Source organism: Mesorhizobium sp. SARCC-RB16n (genome assembly GCF_008520305.1).
GTDB lineage: Bacteria > Pseudomonadota > Alphaproteobacteria > Rhizobiales > Rhizobiaceae > Mesorhizobium.
In genome coordinates, this window is the sequence record NZ_ML703260.1 from 51,907 (window position 1) to 68,936 (window position 17,030).

Genomic DNA, 17,030 nt, shown 5'->3' on the forward strand with positions numbered 1-17,030 from the left:
TTCGATCTGTGCACAGACTATCTGTCCACAGATTAAAATGCAAGAGGAATCTTTTGAGCTGAGACGCATCCCAACGCCTTGTTTTCATGCAGTTTCAGACGAAAATCCCTTCGGCATTCCTGCCGGGATCGCTAAATTTGGGCCCTCGCCGGCATAAATCCCCATCGGTTCTCCCCGGGCTGAGAGGGAATGAGCCCGAAAATGAGAACGGCCAACGCTCCCAAAGCCGGGGTGTAGCAAAGCAAGACAAGCCAGCCCGTCAGCCCGATGTCGTGCAGACGCCGCACGACGACTGCGATCGACGGCAGGATTCCCGCCAGCACGAAGAGCAGGGCAGGAATGTAACCGATCGAGGTCCTTGGGCCGTCGTCGAAGCCGCCTATCGCTAGGTTTAGGAGAATGCCGAAACCGAACAGCGCGACGAGTATGACGTAGAACCAGAGATAGAACGCCCAAAACTCCTTGCGACAGGCCCGGCCGGTGAAATTGCGGTAATCGTCGCCAAGGGCTCGCAGGAAGTAGGCCCAGAGTCCCATGGGCCTGAGAAGGCGCGTTTCGAATGTCTGGCCAGATTGCTCCGGCCTGCCATTTGGTGACGGTGCGGCGGGTTTTGCGGCGACGATTTCGTGAGCCGTTCCGTCGTCCGGTGTGAACTCGACCAGTACGCCTTTCGCAATGGCCATGTCTTGGATCAAGTCGCTACGGCTGAAGATGTAACGCTTGCCGTCAACGCCGTTCACGTAGCCGTAATCATGATCTTGGTCGTAGTGAAAGACTTCTCCGCGCATTGCTTCCCCTTGCGTAGGGTCGCCATACTATGCAAGGTTGCATATGATTGCAATACACACGTTTAGGTTAAACGCTGACACCCGCCGGCACCGGTCCCCACTGGTTTTCGCGCGCCTGGGTCGGGATCAGCGCGAAGACCAGGATAATCAGGCTGCCGATGCTCGGAATGAGGATCAGCAGATAGAGCCAGCCCGACAGGCCGATGTCGTGCAGCCGCCGCACGGTCACCCCGAGGCCGGGCAGGAACGTCGCCAGCAGGAAGGTGCCGCACAGGCCAACCGTCACCGCCGCCGAGACGTTGGTGTCGAAATTGCCCATTTCGATATCGGTGAAGATGCCGATGCCGAAGATGATCAGCAGGCAGACCACCCAGAACAGGCAGTAGCCCCAATATTCCTTGCGACGGGCGCGGCCGGCGAAGTTGAAGTAGTTCTGCGTCAGGCCGCGCCAGAAATAGCCCCAGAGATCACTGGGTTCGGCAGGCGTGCCCTCGCTGGGTCGGCCGAAATGCTGCGCGTGCGATGCGGCGGCCGCAGGTGCGGGCCCGGCTTGAGCCGGTGCGGTGCCTGTGGCGGCGTCGGTGGCCGGGCGGGCAGTCTGGGCGGCGATCGAGAAAACGTCGCGCGCCTGACCGCCGCCCGCCTGGAACTCGACCACCGTCCCCTTGGGCATGGCGGTTTGCCGGCGCAGGTTCTCGCGGGTGAAGGTGTAGCTGTTGCCGTCGGCTCCGGTGATGAAGCCGAAGCCCTGATCCTCGTCATAGTGGAGCACTTCGCCGCGCATCGCCCACCCCCTTGTCGCCACGTCCCTGCCAAGATGTGGCACAGGGCCGAGCCGATGGGCAAGCCGCCCATGGCTACCGCCTTCGCGGCAAATGAAGCATAAGACATCGAGTGCAACCGTTTTGGCCAAGGCAGAAATGACAGTCGAACGTTCCGATGCCGGCGCGGTGACCGCGGATGGCGAGGCGACCATGCCACCGGGACGGGTCTCTCTGGCCATCGACGCCACCGGGCTGATGTTGTGGCCGGCCGGCAAGGGCCTGGCGGGCATTCCGCGGGTGGAGAGCTTTCTCGTCAACGCGGCGCTGGCGGATACCGATCCTTGCGTGGAGGTGGTGGCGCTCAGGCCGAACGGCAAGTTTCGGCCGCTTGCCCCCTATGAACTGGATCATGTCGCGGCGGCCCGGATCTCACCGCACCGTGTCAAACGGTGGCCGGGAAGACGCACGGCCCTGTCGCAGGCTTTCCAGGCGGTGAGGCAACAGCCATGGGACAAGCGCGAGACGGATCGTCATCTTGCCAAGACGGTGACCAACGGCCGCAAAGGGGTCGCCTACCAGGCGACGCGGCTGCTGATCCGCGCCTATCGCCTGTACCAACGGGCACGGATCCGGTTGGGCTCGGAGCCCGATGCGCCGGGCCAGAGCCCCGAGGCGAAGCCGGGCCTCGTGCTGATCAGCCATCACGTCCTTACCCAGCACGACCGATCCGCGGTCTCTAGCGCCGGAAAACTTGCCTTCCTCTGCCATGATCTCATCCCGACATTGCGTCCGGACCTGATCGGTGCGGGCATCGGCGAGACCCGGTTCGGCTCTTATCTCGAACAGTTGGTGCGCACCGGCGCACCGGCGTTCTGCGCCTCCGACGAGGTTGGCGCGACGCTGACCGATCACATGCGCAAGGCCGGCATCGCCGCGCCTGTGGTGTACCGTTTTCCAATGCCTTCCATCCTGCATGAAACCGCTTCGCGCATGAGCGCGACCTCGCGCATCGAGACCAGCGAACCGTTCGTGATCTATTGCTCGACCATCGAAGTACGCAAGAATCACATCCTGCTGGCGCGGATATGGCAGCAGGCGCTGCAAGAAGGCGTAAAACTGCCGCGGCTTGTCTGCGCCGGGCGCTGGGGCTGGATGATCGAGCCGCTGCGCGCCTATCTGAAGGATTATCCGGAGCTGCTCCGGTCGGTGACATTCACCGGGCTGGTCAGCGACGAAGAGCTCATCCAATATTATCGCAGCGCCACCTTTGGCGTCTTTCCCTCGCATATAGAGGGCTGGGGCTACGGCGCCTCGGAATGCCTCGATTTCGGCGTTCCGGTCATCGTGTCCACCGCGCCGTCGCTGATCGAGGCGAGCGGCGGCCTGATGCCTGCGGTCGATCCCAATGATCAGGCCGGCTGGTACGCCGCCATCCGCAGGATGGCGGACGATCACGCCTGGCGCTCCTCGCTGGCGGAGCGCATCGCCCAAAACCACCGGCCGACGCCGGCATCGGCAAGCTGGGCCGCCATCAAGGCCGGCCTCCGTGAAAGCGCATCCCGCCAGCAGTTCGAAACGGCCGCACCCTGACGCGCAAAATCAGCGGTCCCGCAGTGGCGCCGGTCTTACGACGGCCGCTTCTTCGCCTTCTTGTGCTTTGGCGCACCGGCATTTTCGAATTTCGGGTTGCCCGGTTTTTTCGCCCAAGGCTTTGCCTCATGCGCGGCGGCCGGCCGCTGGTCGGCTGACGCCGGTGCTCGCTTCTCGAATTTGCGCTTCGGCGCGTTCGGGTCGAAAGGCGCCTTGCCGCGATGCGGCTTCTTGTCCGGGCTCGGCGGCTGATAGCCGGCCCGCGACAGGTCCGGCGTGCCCTCCAGCCGCTTGACCACGATGTTGCCCTGCAATTTGCGGTCGGGGCCGATCGCGGCGAGAAAACGGTCCGCCCAGTCGGCGGCAATCTGCACGAAAGTCTCTTCCGGCTGCATCTTGATGGCGCCGATCTCGCGCTTGCTGATGCTGCCGGCGCGGCACAGCATCGGGATCAGCCAGCGCGGCTCGGCATTCTGCCGGCGGCCCACCGACAGCGAGAACCAAACACTGGCGCCAAAATCGTCGCGGCGGCTGGGCGCCTCGTCGCGGTGCGCAAACTTCTCTCCCGCCAATCTTTCGCGGGAAGGCGTGAAAGGCGCGACATCCATGAGGTCTTCGGGCGCCGAGCGGCTGGAGCGGCATTGGCGCACGAAGGCGGCCGCCACCTGTTCGGCGCCGTGCCTGGCAAGAAGCGCGTCGATGAATGCACGCTCGTCATCCATCACCGGTTCGTCGAAGGCCGGGTCGGCAAGGATGCGCTCGTCGTCGCGCCGCATCACGTCGTCGGCCGAGGGCGGGCTCGCCCATGTCGCCGTCAGCTTGGCGCTTTGCAGCAGCCGCTCGGTGCGCCTGCGGGCGCTGTTGGGCACGATCAGCGCGCTGACGCCCTTGCGCCCGGCACGCCCGGTGCGGCCGCTGCGGTGCAGCAGCGTTTCCGGATTGGTCGGCAGGTCGGCGTGGATCACCAGCTCGAGGTTGGGCAGGTCGATGCCGCGCGCCGCCACGTCGGTGGCGATGCAGACTTTCGCACGACCGTCGCGCATTGCCTGCAGCGCGTGGCTGCGCTCGTTCTGGCTGAGCTCGCCCGACAGCGCGACGACCGAAAAATTGCGGTTGTTGAAGCGTGCGGTGAGATGATTGACGGCGGCGCGCGTGTTGCAGAACACCAGCGCGTTCTTGGCTTCATAGAAACGCAACACGTTGATTATGGCGTTCTCGCGGTCGGCCTGGGCGACATTCAGCGCCCGGTACTCGATGTCGAGATGCTGCTTTTCCTCGCCGGCGGCCGAGATGCGCACGGCATCGCGCTGATAGCCCTGGGCGAGCGTGGCGATGGAGCGCGGCACGGTGGCCGAGAACATTAGCGTGCGGCGGTCGGTCGGTGCGGCATCGAGGATGAATTCGAGGTCCTCGCGAAAGCCGAGATCGAGCATCTCGTCGGCCTCGTCGAGAACCACGGCCTTGAGCGTCGACATGTCGAGCGAATTGCGCGTGATGTGGTCGCGCAGGCGGCCCGGCGTGCCGACGACGATGTGGGCCCCGCGCTCCAGGGCGCGCCGTTCGGTGCGCATGTCCATGCCGCCGACGCAGGAGGCCACCGTGGCGCCGGTCGGCTCGTAGAGCCATTCGAGCTCGCGGGTCACCTGCAGTGCCAGTTCGCGCGTCGGCGCTACCGCCAGAGCCAGCGGCGTTGCTGCCGGGCCGAAACGTTCCGCGCCGTCGAGCAGCGTCGGCGCCATGGCAAGGCCGAAGGCCACGGTCTTGCCCGAGCCGGTCTGCGCCGACACCAGCGCATCGGCCTGCCCGAGTTCCAGCACCGCCTTCTGCACCGGTGTCAGGTCGGAATAACCGCGCTTTTCCAGCGCTTGTGCGAGCGCGGGAACAATACCATCGAAGTTGGACATCTCGTTCTTTCGGAATTCAGGGTTCCGCGCTCATCATGGAGCACATGCCGGGGCTGACGCCGCGCCAGCCAAACAATCTTGGCCGTTCGTACTTCCTGCCGCCCTTCTTGTACAGGGTGCCATCAAGGCTATGCGGCGCCCCGCCAATTGACTCCTGCCGCAAACCGCGTAAAAGCCCGCTTCGAACGGGATCGTTTTTCGATGCGCGGCCTCTTGATGGCTCTTCTTGCATTCGACGCCCCCAGCCTCGATGCGAACCATTGGGCCGGGCGTGTCGGCGCGTCGTCTCGTTCCGGCAAAACCCCATTCTTGGCCAAGAAAACTACCAAAACCACCATCAAAACGGTGTGATTCCCTTGGCCTAACCACCCTCTCCCGGGTCCGGCCCGGGGGACGGAACCCGCACTTGGCCGGCGGGTTTTCTCCAAAAACCAGGCGGAGAGGGACAGGAGATTTCTATGAGTTTCAAGGTTGCAGTCGTCGGCGCCACGGGCAATGTGGGCCGGGAAATGCTCAACATACTGGAAGAGCGCGGCTTTCCGGTCAGCGAAGTCGTGGCGCTGGCCTCGCGGCGCAGCATGGGCACGGAAGTGTCGTTCGGCGACCGCACGCTGAAGGTCAGGCCGCTCGACCAGTATGATTTTTCGGACACCGACATCTGCATCATGTCGGCCGGCGGCAACGTCTCCAAGGAATGGTCGCCGAAGATCGGCAAGCAGGGCTGCGTCGTCATCGATAATTCGTCGGCCTTCCGCTACGACCAGGACGTGCCGCTGATCGTGCCGGAGGTGAACCCGGACGCGATCTCGCTGTTCACGCGCAAGAACATCATAGCCAACCCGAACTGCTCGACGGCGCAACTCGTCGTGGCGCTGAAGCCGCTGCATGACGCTGCCACCATCAAGCGGGTCGTCGTCGCCACCTACCAGTCGGTGTCCGGCGCCGGCAAGGAAGGCATGGACGAGTTGTTCACGCAGACGCGGGCGGTGTTCGTCGCCGACCAGGTCGACGTCAAGAAGTTCACCAAGCGCATCGCCTTCAACGTCATTCCGCATATCGACGTCTTCCTCGACGACGGCTTCACCAAGGAAGAGTGGAAGATGGTCGCCGAGACCAAGAAGATGCTCGACCCCAAGATCAAGCTGACGGCGACCTGCGTGCGCGTGCCGGTGTTCATCGGCCATTCGGAAGCGGTCAACATCGAGTTCGAGAAGCCGATCACCGCCGACGAGGCACGCGACATCCTGCGCGAGGCGCCCGGCTGCCAGGTCTTGGACAAGCGCGAGGATGGCGGCTACATCACGCCGCTGGAGTCGGCCGGCGAGGACGCCACCTTCATCTCGCGCATCCGTGAGGATTCGACCATCGACAACGGCCTGTCGATGTGGATCGTCTCCGACAATCTGCGCAAGGGCGCGGCGTTGAACGCGGTGCAGATCGCTGAACTGCTGGTCGAGCGCGGGCTCATCCAGCCGAAGAAGAAGGCGGCCTGACGGCGGTCAGTTTTCGCTCACGGGCCGTATCGCCGCTGCCGCGGCGGGCCCTCCGCGAGGGCGCCGGACGACCGGCGGCCCGCAGTCGCGGGCTCGGCCTTCGGCCGTCAGCTTTCTTCTCCCCGTCACTCTACGGGGAGAAGGTGCCGGCAGGCGGATGAGGGGCAGCGCTGACCCGAAATCATTTTTCGATCGCGGGGCTTGATATGACCGATGACGCTAAAGTTGCTCTGCGCCCGGCCATCGCTTCTGATGCTACCGCCATTGCCAGAATCATGCGGGCGGCGCTCAACTCATTCGCCTGGATGCCGGTCGTCCACACGCCGGCCGAGGACCTCGCCTTCATCCGCGATATCGTGTTGCCCAACCAGCAGGTGACGGTCGCCGAGGCCGGTGCTGACATTGTCGGCTTCATCGCCGTCAACGGCGATTGGGTGGAACAACTTTATCTCGATCCGGCCTGGACCGGGCAAGGCATAGGCAGCCGGCTGCTGATGGACGCGACCGCCACGCTGCCGATCGTCAAACTCCATTGCTTCCAATCCAATGCCGGCGCCCAGCGTTTCTATGAGCGCCATGGGTTCCGTGCGGAGGCGTTCGGCGACGGCACGACCAATGAGGAAGGGCTGCCTGACATTTTGTATGTCCGCAGGCACTGATTCAACAGGCGCTGTCCCTGGCCAGTTGATGCAACAGCGCCATCGCCTCCTCCGCCCTCTCGGCCGGCACAAACAGATGATCATGATAAAACGCCGAGACCGGATTGACGGCCATGCCGGCGGCGGCGAGGCGCGCGGTGATGGCGGCGAGGAAGCCGACTGCTTCCAGCGACGAGTGGATGTTCAGCGTGATCATCCGGCAGCGGAACGAGCCGGTCAGCCCTGCTTCTCTCGCCGCGTCTTCGGTCACGATCAGTGTCGTGCCCTCGCGCTCCCGAAACACCATGACCGGCTCCAGGCCTTCGGGCTGCGGAACACGAGGCGCCAGCGTGGCGAAGACATAGGTGCCGTCAAGCAATTCCGGCGTCATCGACGCCAACAGAGTCCTCAGATCGATCTCGCCGGTCATTTTTCTCGCCTGCATCGGGACGGCCGCAGACTTCCCAATATCCGCAACCAGCACACACCGGTAGCCCAACATGGACGACATGGCGACGTCGTTGTCGGCTGGGCTTGCGCATCTCTCGCATCGCACAATACAGGAGCTGAGGGCCGACGCCGGCCCGTGAAAGGCCCCTGAATGATCGTTCGTCCGCGCCCCACCTTCCTGCAGCTGTTCTTCATCATGCGCGGCTCGGTGGTGCCACGCATCCTGCCGCAGATTTTCGGCTTCGCGATCTATTCGGCGGTCATCCTCGTCGTGGCGCGCTGGTTCCAGCTCGATCTCGGCGTCTTCAACATCACACCCTTCGGCTTGGTCGGCGTGACCTTGTCGATCTATCTGTCGTTCCGCAACAACGCTGCCTATGACCGCTGGTGGGAAGCGCGCAAGCTGTGGGGCGCGCTGGTTTTCGAAATCCGCAATCTGGCCCGCGCAACGACCAGCCTCATTCCCGATCGGACCGAGCAACGCGCCCTGTTGATGGAAGCGCTGGCCTTCTGTCATTTCCTGCGCGGACAGTTGCGCAAGATCGATAGCGTGAAGGACGTCCGTGCCTTCATCGAGGCTGAAGCCGAGACGGCGGCGAGTTACGCCAATCCGGCGGACGAGATGGTCAGGCGCATGGGCCGCCGTGCAAATGCGCAGCGCGGGGGTGGCGACCTCGACACGATCGGTTTCCGCATCCTGGACGAGAGGCTGGCATCAATCACCGCCATCCAGGCCGGCTGCGAGCGGATCGCCGGCACGCCCTTGCCCTTCGCCTACACGCTGCTGGTGCACCGCACGGCCTACATCGTGTGCCTGCTGTTGCCGATCGGCCTGATCTCGACCACCGGCTGGGCGACGCCATTGTTCACGGCGCTGATCGCCTACACCTTCTTCGGCCTCGATGCGCTTTCGGAAGAACTCGAGGACCCGTTCGGCACCGAAGCCAACGACCTCGCGCTCGACGGCCTGTGCAGGGTCTGTGAAATCTCGGTGTTCGAGGCCCTCGGCGAGACGCCGCCAAAGATGCTGCCGGCCGAAAAATTCTATTTTTCGTAAGGCCGCATCATCAAAGAATCCGGACACCTGTCGGATTGCCGCCTCATGGCACGTCCTTGGTTCGACCCGCTGAAAACGGGGCTAACCATCAGAAGGGACGACCAATGAGCATTTCCGAAACCGCGCCCGTCTCGTCCGGCGCCCTGTGGACCGGCCGTGTGCTCAGCGGCCTCATCATCCTGTTCATGATCTTCGACGGCGCCATCAAGCTGCCGCCGCTCGACGTGGTCACCCAGACGATGGTGCCGCTCGGCTGGCCGGCCGACGCCAATGTCGCGCGCATGCTGGGCATCATCGGCCTGGTCTCGACCGCGCTCTACGCACTGCCGCGCACCTCCGTGCTCGGCGCCATCCTGCTCACCGCCTATATGGGCGGCGCCATCGCCACCAATGCGCGTATCGGCAATCCGCTGGTTTCGCACACGCTGTTCGGCGTCTATCTCGGCATCATACTGTGGGGCGGCCTCTATCTGCGCGACCCCAGGGTGCGCGCGCTGATCCCGTTCAGCCGATAATTTTAGAGCAGAGAAAAATGTTCAGCACCATCCTCGTCATTCTGGTCGTCATCATCGCCGCCGTGCTCGTCTATGCCGCGACGCGGCCCAATGATTTTGTCGTCACCCGCACCGCCAACATCAAGGCTCCCGCCGAAGCGATCTTTCCGCTGATCAACGATTTCAGCCGCTGGCCGGCATGGTCGCCTTACGAAAAGCTCGACCCCAACATGAAGCGCACGCTTTCCGGCGCGCCAAGCGGCAAGGGCGCCGCCTATGCCTGGGAAAGCAACGGCAAGGCCGGCAAGGGGCGCATGGAGATCGTCAATTCGGTGCCGTCCTCGCTGGTGTCGCTCAATCTCGATTTCGAGAAGCCGTTTCGCGCCAACAACAGCGTCGACTTCACCTTGGCGCAATCGGGCGAGAACACCGCCGTGATCTGGGCGATGCGCGGCAACAGGCCGTTCATCGCCAAGCTGATGGGCCTGTTCATGAATTTCGCTGATCGGCAGGGATTTCGAGGCCGGCCTCGCCAATTTGAAACGCGACACCGAGGCATGACCAGCCTGGGACGCCGCTGCCTGTCCGAGCGAGCGGCGTCGCGATCTTCGTTCTTCTCGGGATCAAATTAGCCGTCTGAGAGTTTAGGACTTGGCGGCGAGACGGCGATCCGCATGTGAGAGGAACGACAAATGAAGAGAATCCTGACCATTCTGGTGCTGACGACGGCGCTCGGTGCCTGTTCGCAGACGGAAAAAGGGGCTGCCGTCGGCGGCCTAGGCGGTGCCGCGGTTGGCGCGGCCGTGGCCGGAGATCCGGTGCAGGGCGCGGTTGTGGGTGGCGCTGTCGGTGCGGTGGCCGGGGCGTTGATCGGCCATGCCAGCGAAAGCGGCAAATGCCGGTACCGCGATCGCTATGGTCGTACCTATGTCGATCGCTGCCCAAGCGGCTATTGATCGGCGACCAGGACTGAACACAACAAAACGGCGGGCACAGGCCCGCCGTTCTATTTCCGCAAGGAATAGGAAGCGATTACTCGGCGGTAGCTGCTTCCTCGGCCGGCGCGGCAGCGGCCGCGGCGACGGCGGCAGCGGCGTCGTCCTGGGCCTTCTTCAGCAGGGCGGCGCGTTCCTGCGCCTTCTTGCCGGGCTCGGCCTTCTTCGGGTTGGAGCGGGCTTCGCGCTTGGCCAGGCCGGCTTCATCGAGGAAGCGCAGCACGCGGTCGGTCGGCTGGGCGCCGTGCGACAGCCAATGCTTGACGCGGTCGGCGTCAACCTTGATGCGCTCGCCGTCCTTCGGCAGCAGCGGGTTCCACGAGCCGAGCGACTCGATGAACCTGCCATCGCGCGGCGAACGGGCGTCGGCGACGACGACGTGGTAGTAAGGACGCTTCTTCGAGCCCGCACGGGCCAGTCTGATCTTCAGTGCCATTTCTTTTCTCCTAAAAGCTCTGATTTCGTTGATCTGTTCAGGCTGGTTATCAGCCGGTTTTCGTCACGCCGTTGGCAGCGGCGATCTGTTCGTGGTGCCGGATCACTTCGCGGACGACGAAGTTGAGGAATTTTTCCGCGAAATCCGGGTCGAGATGCGCGTCCTTGGCCAGCTGGCGAAGACGGGCGATCTGCTGCTGCTCGCGCGCCGGGTCGGCCGGCGGCAGGCCATGTTCGGCCTTGAGCACGCCAACCGCCTTGGTGCAGCGGAAGCGCTCGGCCAGCATGTGGATGAGGGCGGCATCGATGTTGTCGATCGAGGCGCGGTAGCCGGCCAGGACGGTGCGGGCGTCGGCCATGTCCTTTTCTTCGTTCATAGCGTCCTCACTTCTTCTTGCCGAGACCGGGCAGGCCGCCACCACCGCCGAGGCCAGGAAGCTTCATGCCGCCAGGCAGGCCGGGCAAGCCGCCGCCTGGGGCGGGCAGACCCTTCATGCCGCCGAGGCCGGCGGCCTGCGCCTGCTTCTGCAAGACTTCGAGCTGCTTGGGGTCCATCTTCGACAGATCGGGCATGCCGCCCATTCCACCGCCGGGCATCATGCCGCCGAGACCCATCTTGGAGGCAAGACCGCCCATCATGCCGCGCATGAGGCCGCCGCCTTTTCCCTTTCCGCCCATCGCCTTCATCATGTCGGCCATGCCGCGATGCATCTTGAGCAGCTTGTTGATCTCGGCGGCATCGGTGCCGGAGCCGGCGGCGATGCGCTTCTTGCGCGAGTGTTTCAGCATATCGGGATTGGCGCGCTCGGCCTTGGTCATCGACGAGATGATGGCGAGCTGGCGGCCGAACATCCTGTCGTCGAGGCCGGCGGCGGCCATCTGGTCCTTCATCTTGCCCATGCCGGGCATCATGCCCATGATGCCGCCCATGCCGCCCATCTTCGACATCTGCTGAAGCTGCTGGGCGAGGTCGTTCAGGTCGAACTTGCCTGATTGCATCTTCTTGGCCATCGCCGCCGCCTGCTCGGCGTCGATGTTTTCTGCCGCCTTCTCGACGAGCGAGACGATGTCGCCCATGCCCAGGATGCGGTCGGCGATGCGCTTGGGGTGGAATTCCTCCAGCCCGTCCATCTTCTCGCCGGTGCCGATCAGCTTGATCGGCTTGCCGGTGACGGCGCGCATCGAAAGCGCGGCACCGCCACGGCCGTCGCCATCCATGCGGGTCAGCACCAGGCCGGTGATGCCGACGCGCTCGTCGAAGCTTTTCGCCAGGTTGACGGCGTCCTGACCGGTCAGGGAGTCGGCGACCAGAAGGATCTCGTGCGGGCTCGACACCTTCTTGATGTCGGCCATCTCGACCATCAGCGGCTCGTCGATATGGGTGCGGCCGGCGGTGTCGAGGATGACGACGTCATGGCCGCCGAGCTTGGCCGCCTGCACGGCGCGCTTGGCGATATCGACCGGGTTCTGGCCCGATATCACAGGCAGCGTCGCGACCTTGACCTGCTCGCCGAGCTGGCGCAGCTGCTCCTGCGCGGCGGGACGCCGCGTGTCGAGCGAGGCCATCAGGACCTTCTTGTTCTGCCGCTCCGTCAGGCGCTTGGCGATCTTGGCCGAGGTCGTCGTCTTGCCGGAGCCCTGAAGGCCGACCATCATGACGACGACCGGCGCCGGTGCGTTGAGGTCGACGGCGACGCCCTCGGCGCCCAGCATGTCGACCAGCTCGTCATGGACGATCTTGACGACCATCTGTCCCGGCTTGATTGATTTCAGCACGGCGGCGCCGACGGCCTTCTCGCGCACCTTGTCGGTGAAGGATCGCACCACTTCCAGCGCCACGTCGGCCTCGAGCAGCGCACGGCGCACCTCGCGCAACGCCGCCGAGACATCCGCCTCCGACAGCGCGCCGCGGCCGGTCAGGCCGTTCAGGATGGAGCCAAGGCGCTCCTGCAGCGATTCAAACATCTTGCTTCCTTCGATCCCGATTCATTCGAACCGAGAGGTAATGCGTTCGCGCCCAGTCTCCAAGCAAAAGCCAGCCCAAGCAAAAGCCCAAAACCAAAAAGCACCCGGGGGCGCACAGCGCTGCCGGGTGTTGGCCTCCAGGATCTGTTTACAGCACTCGGCCTCAAAGAGGCTTCGGCGTCCTGGTCGGCTTGCTCGGAGGGATACTCGTCGCGGATTTCGTGGGCTGTAGACAGGAAATCGGCGCAAGAGTCAAGGCAAAGGCCGGTGTCGCGCCGTTTCCCGGGCTGCGATCAGGCCGTACCCACGGCGTTCGGAACCTCGGCCGTGGCTTTGAGTGGCGAACGTGGGTGCAGCAATAGAGCAATCGTCAACAGGCTGCTCGCGATGCCGATCAGGGCGATGAGAATGGCATCGGACATCATCCAACCGGGGCCTTCAAGCGGTTTTGCGGTGAACAGGGCGAAGGAATTGTAGCTCTCCTGATGCGAGATCAGCAGGAAGCCGGTCAGGTTGTTGCCGAGATGGGCGCCAAGGGCAGCTCCGAGATTGCCGGTGGCGTAGACCACCAGCGTCAGCAGCAGCGCGAAGGCGGCGATCGAGACCAGCACGCAAGCGTTGATGGCGGCTGAGGAACCGACGCTCCAGTGCAGCGAGGTGAACAGCAAGCCGGGCAGCAGCGCCCAGATCAAGGGGCTCCGGAACCGGTTGGCGAGACCGCGCAGCAGATAGCCCCGGAACAGCACTTCCTCCGACGAGGTCTGCAGCAAGGTGAGCGCGACGATCGGAATCAGGAACAGCAGCCAGGACGACAGGCTGATCGTGCCGCGAGCGATCCCCGGCTCCAGAAAATAGAGCAGGATTTCGGACAAAGCCGACGTGATCAGCACCGCGATCAGCCCCTTGAGGAAGTCCGGCCGCGATACGCGGCGGCTGGCGCCGAGGAGCGCCGACAGCGGCTCGCCATGTACCCAGCGCATCGCGATCCACAGGCCGATCCAGATCCCGGCGAAGGAGGTAAGCGCGCTGAGGATGCCGATGGGCGAGGCGAGGAAACCCTCCATCCCGTATGGCGAAGCCGCCGCCTGCCAGGCGAAGTAAACATGGGTGCCGCCGAGAAGCACGGCCGCGGTGGTGGCGCCCCAGAGCAGAACGACGATCAGCGTCCCCAGGAACAGACGCGGCAAAGTGGTCCTGGCGTTCGGCGCGTTGCGATAGCGCTCGAAGGCGGTGTCGTCGATCGTCACGCTTGTCCTCGATCCCAATCCATCGCTGCTTGATCTAGCCGATGGCACCGGGAATCGAAATCGATATCAGATACGCGTCGCGGCACTCAGGCGCCGCCCGGGTGCCGCGATCGCCTGTCCAGACGTCGCCAGCGGGCAACATCTGGCTTCGGGTCAACGCACCACGTACATGATGCGCCGCGTCTGCGGATCGATCAGCGCCCGCTGGCCGTTCACATAGACATAGCGGTAATTGTAATTCGGAATTTCGCGCAGCTCGACAGTGTCGGGCAGCGTTGCGCCAGTGACCACCTCGCCGTCGAGATAGACGGGGTCGAGGCGATGCGTATCGACATACGTCCGGACTTCGGCGGGGGGCGCGGGAAAGTCGCCCACGACCGCGTCACCGGAGACGATCGCGCCGGTATAGTCGGTCGAGTAGTTGCCGATGTCTTCCGGCGGCGAGACGACGGCAACAGCGGAGCGGCGCTGCGTCAGCACCACGCGGCTGCCGCCGAAATCGGCCGTGACGTAGTCGGAATAGACCCAGCCCTGGCCGCCGGCTTCGGCGATCGTGCACCATTTGCTGTTTTCGATGCAGCCGTTGAGCGTCGCCGACTGGCCGGCGGCGAGCACGCCGATCACCGGATATTGCGGACCCGGGCCGGCGCGCACGTTGAGATCGGTGACGGCCGAGACGGCGGTATCGGCAAACGCGGCACCCGACATCACGGTCAACATCCCGGCGACGGCGGGGAACAACAGGGGTTTCATGGCTTCTCTCCGTTTCATGGTCCCTCGGCGGTGAAAACGGGGCAGAGACGCATGCGTTCCGGCTAAAATGCGCGCGCCAACTCACGATTTGTTCCCGCTTCTTTCGGCAAACCGGTCAGAAGGTCGTGAACGAAGGCCAGTTTTTGCGCCGTCACGTCCGAAATGACGAAGGGGTAGAGGTCGGGCAGGCCCATGCAGCGGTTGATGGAATTGGAGGCTTCCGACAGCACCAGCCAGCGGGCAAGGATCTTGTCGAAGGGCTCGGGCGTGCTTGCAGGTTCCGAAGGCGCTGCCTGCAGCCCGCCGCCGGTGTCGCCCCGTGGCAGTTCGTTTGCCTCCACCGTCTCCAGCCGGCCGAGCGGGAAGTTCAGCGCATGGACCATCTCCAGCGTGTCGGTGATGTGCAGATGGTGGGCCCAGGTCTCGGCCCAGTCCTCCCAGGGGTGCGAGGTGGCGTAGGCCGAGATGTGATTTTGCTGCCAGTCGGGCGCGGCGCCGTTGGCGTAGTAATCCTTCAGCGCCTGTTCGTAGTCGGCACGCTCGTCGCCGAACAAGGCGCGGAACGCTTCCAGCCCTTGCGGATCGTCGCGGATCAGGCGGTCCCAGTAATAATGGCCGAGCTCGTGGCGGAAATGGCCGAGCAGCGTCCGGTAGTTCTCGCCCATCTCGACGCGACGTTTTTCGCGCTCGGCTGAATCGGCCTCGGCGACGTTCAGGGTGATCAGGCCGTTGTCATGGCCGGTGAGGATCCGTTCGCCGCCCGGGCCGCCCCCGATCGGATCGGCGAGGAAGTCGAAGGCCAGCCCGATCTCGTCCGTCGGGCTCTGCTTGGGCGCCACCGGCAAGCCGAAGGCGAGCAGCGAATAGATGGCGCGCTTCTTCGCCGCCTCGACGCGGATCCAGCGACGGCGGTTGCCGTCGACCGAGAGGTCGGGGATCAGCTGGTTCAGCACGCAGGCACGGCAGAAGACCTGCCCCGGCTCGGCCATCCAGTTGCAGGCGCATTCGTCGGCATTGGTGCACTGGATGGCGCCGTCGACGCCGGACAAGACAAAGCGCGCGCCCTCGGCATCATAGAGCACGAGACTCCTGCAGTTCAGGCACTGGGCGTTCTCGAAATAGAGACGGTGGCCGCAATGCGGGCAGTCGAAAAGTTTCATGTCGGTCTCAATTCATCAGGAGGGCACGGGATGCATGGCGGCCCGTGCCCAAACGCGAGCCACCGGCCGGTGTTCCGCGGCCCGGCGAGACTATTTCGCTTCGCTGGTCAGGCTGCCCGCCGATGCGATCCATGGCCGGCATCAACGTCTTCCATGCCAGGCCTGCCACAATAATCCCTAGATCGTAGGCAAATTCCCCGGCATCCGCCAGCGTTACGCCACAGACGGTGACAAATGTGCGTTTCGCTGGCAAATTCGCAATCGGGACGTGAATCAGGCAACCAGGAGAACAATATGGCATTTCTTGCCAAGGGTAGGATTTTAGCGGCCGCGGTGGTGGCGGTGCTGGGGCTGGCAACGGGCGCGCAAGCGGCGGCCAGCTGCGGCAAGACGGGTGCCGGCTTCGATGCCTGGAAGCAGGATTTCGCCGCCGAGGCCAAATCCGAAGGTGTCGGGTCGAGGGGCCTGGCCGCTCTGGCCGGCGCGACCTACGCAACAAGGACTATCTCCGCCGACCGCGCCATCCACAAGGCCTTCAGCGGCTCGGTGGACGATTTCATGAAGCGCCGTGGCGGGTCGGCGATCATTTCCAAGGGCCGTGCGCTGAAGAAGTCGAACGCGGCGCTGTTCAACCAGATCGAAGCCAACTACGGCGTGTCGCCGGGCGTGCTGCTCGCCATATGGGGCATGGAGACCGGCTTCGGCGCCTCCATGGGCAACCAGAACACGGTCTCCGCCATTTTGACGCTTGCCTATGATTGCCGCCGTCCAGACTATTTTCATCCGCACGCTATCGCGGCCTTGAAGCTAGTTGATCGCGGAGCGTTGACCGCCTCGTCGGTCGGCGCCATGCATGGCGAGATCGGCCACACGCAGTTCCTGCCCGGAAATGTCCTGAAGTATGCGGTCGGCAGCGGAAATCTGCGCGACAAGGCCACCGCGTTGGCGTCCACCGCCAACTTCCTCAAGAGTCATGGCTGGCGGGCTGGTGCCAGCGCGGAGTCGAACATGGGCGCGATCGCCGGCTGGAATTCCGCGAGCGTCTATCAGCAGGCCATCGCCCGCATTGCCACCGCGATCGATGCCGACTGATCGAACCGCACGGCATTGAACGAAGAACCCGGCCTCCGCGCCGGGTTTTTCATTTCACGTCGAGCGCATAGGAGCAGCCGGCCAGTGTCTTGCCGGGATGGGACTCGACCGTCGAGACGTTGAGCGTGATGCGCGTGGCAAGACTCACGCCGCCGGCCTCCTCGGTGCTTTCGGCCATGACCTTCTCGCCGAGAAATTTGTCCGG

The 17,030-nt window shown here is 64.2% G+C and carries 20 protein-coding genes; 9 read left to right on the forward strand and 11 right to left on the reverse strand.

What is annotated here, in order from left to right:
* Positions 1 to 131 precede the first annotated feature (131 nt).
* Complete coding sequence (locus tag C7I87_RS07090; RefSeq protein ID WP_149903525.1) at positions 132 to 788, reverse strand: DUF805 domain-containing protein; 657 nt, start codon at positions 786 to 788, stop codon at positions 132 to 134.
* Positions 789 to 855: 67 nt separating this feature from the next.
* Positions 856 to 1,572: a DUF805 domain-containing protein gene (locus C7I87_RS07095; protein WP_149903526.1), complete on the reverse strand. Its 717-nt coding sequence runs from the start codon at positions 1,570 to 1,572 to the stop codon at positions 856 to 858.
* Positions 1,573 to 1,708: 136 nt separating this feature from the next.
* Between C7I87_RS07095 and C7I87_RS07100 the strand changes: the two genes are divergently transcribed.
* Positions 1,709 to 3,142 carry a glycosyltransferase gene (locus C7I87_RS07100; protein ID WP_149903527.1) on the forward strand — a complete coding sequence of 478 codons (1,434 nt, stop codon included), beginning with the start codon at positions 1,709 to 1,711 and terminating at the stop codon, positions 3,140 to 3,142.
* Positions 3,143 to 3,177: 35 nt separating this feature from the next.
* Here C7I87_RS07100 and C7I87_RS07105 read toward each other — a convergent pair whose 3' ends face one another.
* Positions 3,178 to 5,046 (reverse strand): DEAD/DEAH box helicase, encoded by a 1,869-nt coding sequence (locus C7I87_RS07105; protein ID WP_149903528.1) that lies wholly within the window; start codon positions 5,044 to 5,046, stop codon positions 3,178 to 3,180.
* 147 nt (positions 5,047 to 5,193) lie between these two features.
* Between C7I87_RS07105 and C7I87_RS07110 the strand changes: the two genes are divergently transcribed.
* From C7I87_RS07110 to C7I87_RS07120, 3 genes are all read left to right on the forward strand, one after another.
* A complete protein-coding gene (locus C7I87_RS07110) occupies positions 5,194 to 5,397 on the forward strand; it encodes a hypothetical protein (protein ID WP_149903529.1) in 204 nt (67 codons plus the stop codon).
* Between the two features lie 107 nt (positions 5,398 to 5,504).
* Positions 5,505 to 6,539, forward strand: coding sequence for an aspartate-semialdehyde dehydrogenase (locus tag C7I87_RS07115; protein WP_149903530.1), 1,035 nt, complete (start codon positions 5,505 to 5,507; stop codon positions 6,537 to 6,539).
* Between the two features lie 206 nt (positions 6,540 to 6,745).
* Complete coding sequence (locus C7I87_RS07120) at positions 6,746 to 7,198, forward strand: GNAT family N-acetyltransferase (protein WP_149903531.1); 453 nt, start codon at positions 6,746 to 6,748, stop codon at positions 7,196 to 7,198.
* A 1-nt stretch (position 7,199) separates the two neighbouring features.
* Here the strand turns inward: C7I87_RS07120 and C7I87_RS07125 are convergent, their stop codons facing one another.
* Positions 7,200 to 7,607, reverse strand: a complete 408-nt coding sequence (locus C7I87_RS07125) for an ACT domain-containing protein (protein WP_149903532.1) — start codon at positions 7,605 to 7,607, stop codon at positions 7,200 to 7,202.
* A gap of 171 nt (positions 7,608 to 7,778) precedes the next feature.
* Here C7I87_RS07125 and C7I87_RS07130 point away from each other — a divergent pair, with 171 nt between their 5' ends.
* From C7I87_RS07130 to C7I87_RS07145, 4 genes are all read left to right on the forward strand, one after another.
* A complete protein-coding gene (locus tag C7I87_RS07130; RefSeq protein ID WP_149903533.1) occupies positions 7,779 to 8,684 on the forward strand; it encodes a bestrophin family protein in 906 nt (301 codons plus the stop codon).
* Positions 8,685 to 8,788: 104 nt separating this feature from the next.
* On the forward strand, positions 8,789 to 9,199 hold the full coding sequence (locus tag C7I87_RS07135) for a DoxX family protein (protein WP_149903534.1): 411 nt from the start codon (positions 8,789 to 8,791) through the stop codon (positions 9,197 to 9,199).
* 17 nt (positions 9,200 to 9,216) lie between these two features.
* Entirely contained in the window at positions 9,217 to 9,810 is a 594-nt protein-coding gene (locus C7I87_RS07140; RefSeq protein ID WP_306440474.1) for an SRPBCC family protein, read from the forward strand.
* 60 nt (positions 9,811 to 9,870) lie between these two features.
* A complete protein-coding gene (locus C7I87_RS07145) occupies positions 9,871 to 10,134 on the forward strand; it encodes a YMGG-like glycine zipper-containing protein (protein ID WP_149903535.1) in 264 nt (87 codons plus the stop codon).
* Positions 10,135 to 10,210: 76 nt separating this feature from the next.
* Here the strand turns inward: C7I87_RS07145 and rpsP are convergent, their stop codons facing one another.
* From rpsP to C7I87_RS07175, 6 genes are all read right to left on the reverse strand, one after another.
* Entirely contained in the window at positions 10,211 to 10,609 is a 399-nt protein-coding gene (rpsP, locus tag C7I87_RS07150; RefSeq protein WP_149903536.1) for a 30S ribosomal protein S16, read from the reverse strand.
* 49 nt (positions 10,610 to 10,658) lie between these two features.
* The gene (locus tag C7I87_RS07155; RefSeq protein ID WP_149903537.1) at positions 10,659 to 10,985 is read right to left on the reverse strand and encodes a chorismate mutase; all 327 of its coding nucleotides are present in this window, start codon (positions 10,983 to 10,985) and stop codon (positions 10,659 to 10,661) included.
* Between the two features lie 7 nt (positions 10,986 to 10,992).
* Positions 10,993 to 12,573 (reverse strand): signal recognition particle protein, encoded by a 1,581-nt coding sequence (ffh, locus tag C7I87_RS07160; RefSeq protein ID WP_149903538.1) that lies wholly within the window; start codon positions 12,571 to 12,573, stop codon positions 10,993 to 10,995.
* A 293-nt stretch (positions 12,574 to 12,866) separates the two neighbouring features.
* Positions 12,867 to 13,820 carry a CPBP family intramembrane glutamic endopeptidase gene (locus tag C7I87_RS07165; protein WP_149903539.1) on the reverse strand — a complete coding sequence of 318 codons (954 nt, stop codon included), beginning with the start codon at positions 13,818 to 13,820 and terminating at the stop codon, positions 12,867 to 12,869.
* Positions 13,821 to 13,973: 153 nt separating this feature from the next.
* Positions 13,974 to 14,573 (reverse strand): DUF1236 domain-containing protein, encoded by a 600-nt coding sequence (locus C7I87_RS07170; protein WP_149903540.1) that lies wholly within the window; start codon positions 14,571 to 14,573, stop codon positions 13,974 to 13,976.
* A gap of 62 nt (positions 14,574 to 14,635) precedes the next feature.
* Positions 14,636 to 15,733, reverse strand: a complete 1,098-nt coding sequence (locus C7I87_RS07175; protein ID WP_149903541.1) for a zinc-binding metallopeptidase family protein — start codon at positions 15,731 to 15,733, stop codon at positions 14,636 to 14,638.
* A 294-nt stretch (positions 15,734 to 16,027) separates the two neighbouring features.
* Here C7I87_RS07175 and C7I87_RS07180 point away from each other — a divergent pair, with 294 nt between their 5' ends.
* The gene (locus tag C7I87_RS07180) at positions 16,028 to 16,825 is read left to right on the forward strand and encodes a lytic murein transglycosylase (RefSeq protein WP_149903542.1); all 798 of its coding nucleotides are present in this window, start codon (positions 16,028 to 16,030) and stop codon (positions 16,823 to 16,825) included.
* Positions 16,826 to 16,874: 49 nt separating this feature from the next.
* Here the strand turns inward: C7I87_RS07180 and C7I87_RS36420 are convergent, their stop codons facing one another.
* Positions 16,875 to 17,003, reverse strand: a complete 129-nt coding sequence (locus C7I87_RS36420; RefSeq protein ID WP_281409045.1) for a hypothetical protein — start codon at positions 17,001 to 17,003, stop codon at positions 16,875 to 16,877.
* Positions 17,004 to 17,030 lie beyond the last annotated feature (27 nt).

Coding starts and splice junctions, on each gene's coding strand:
- C7I87_RS07090 (WP_149903525.1), bottom strand. CDS start 788: ATGCGCGGAGAAGTCTTTCACTACGACCAAGATCATGATTACGGCTAC.
- C7I87_RS07095 (WP_149903526.1), bottom strand. CDS start 1,572: ATGCGCGGCGAAGTGCTCCACTATGACGAGGATCAGGGCTTCGGCTTC.
- C7I87_RS07100 (WP_149903527.1), top strand. CDS start 1,709: ATGACAGTCGAACGTTCCGATGCCGGCGCGGTGACCGCGGATGGCGAG.
- C7I87_RS07105 (WP_149903528.1), bottom strand. CDS start 5,046: ATGTCCAACTTCGATGGTATTGTTCCCGCGCTCGCACAAGCGCTGGAA.
- C7I87_RS07115 (WP_149903530.1), top strand. CDS start 5,505: ATGAGTTTCAAGGTTGCAGTCGTCGGCGCCACGGGCAATGTGGGCCGG.
- C7I87_RS07120 (WP_149903531.1), top strand. CDS start 6,746: ATGACCGATGACGCTAAAGTTGCTCTGCGCCCGGCCATCGCTTCTGAT.
- C7I87_RS07125 (WP_149903532.1), bottom strand. CDS start 7,607: ATGACCGGCGAGATCGATCTGAGGACTCTGTTGGCGTCGATGACGCCG.
- C7I87_RS07130 (WP_149903533.1), top strand. CDS start 7,779: ATGATCGTTCGTCCGCGCCCCACCTTCCTGCAGCTGTTCTTCATCATG.
- C7I87_RS07135 (WP_149903534.1), top strand. CDS start 8,789: ATGAGCATTTCCGAAACCGCGCCCGTCTCGTCCGGCGCCCTGTGGACC.
- C7I87_RS07140 (WP_306440474.1), top strand. CDS start 9,217: ATGTTCAGCACCATCCTCGTCATTCTGGTCGTCATCATCGCCGCCGTG.
- C7I87_RS07145 (WP_149903535.1), top strand. CDS start 9,871: ATGAAGAGAATCCTGACCATTCTGGTGCTGACGACGGCGCTCGGTGCC.
- rpsP (WP_149903536.1), bottom strand. CDS start 10,609: ATGGCACTGAAGATCAGACTGGCCCGTGCGGGCTCGAAGAAGCGTCCT.
- C7I87_RS07155 (WP_149903537.1), bottom strand. CDS start 10,985: ATGAACGAAGAAAAGGACATGGCCGACGCCCGCACCGTCCTGGCCGGC.
- ffh (WP_149903538.1), bottom strand. CDS start 12,573: ATGTTTGAATCGCTGCAGGAGCGCCTTGGCTCCATCCTGAACGGCCTG.
- C7I87_RS07170 (WP_149903540.1), bottom strand. CDS start 14,573: ATGAAACCCCTGTTGTTCCCCGCCGTCGCCGGGATGTTGACCGTGATG.
- C7I87_RS07175 (WP_149903541.1), bottom strand. CDS start 15,733: ATGAAACTTTTCGACTGCCCGCATTGCGGCCACCGTCTCTATTTCGAG.
- C7I87_RS07180 (WP_149903542.1), top strand. CDS start 16,028: ATGGCATTTCTTGCCAAGGGTAGGATTTTAGCGGCCGCGGTGGTGGCG.
- C7I87_RS36420 (WP_281409045.1), bottom strand. CDS start 17,003: ATGGCCGAAAGCACCGAGGAGGCCGGCGGCGTGAGTCTTGCCACGCGC.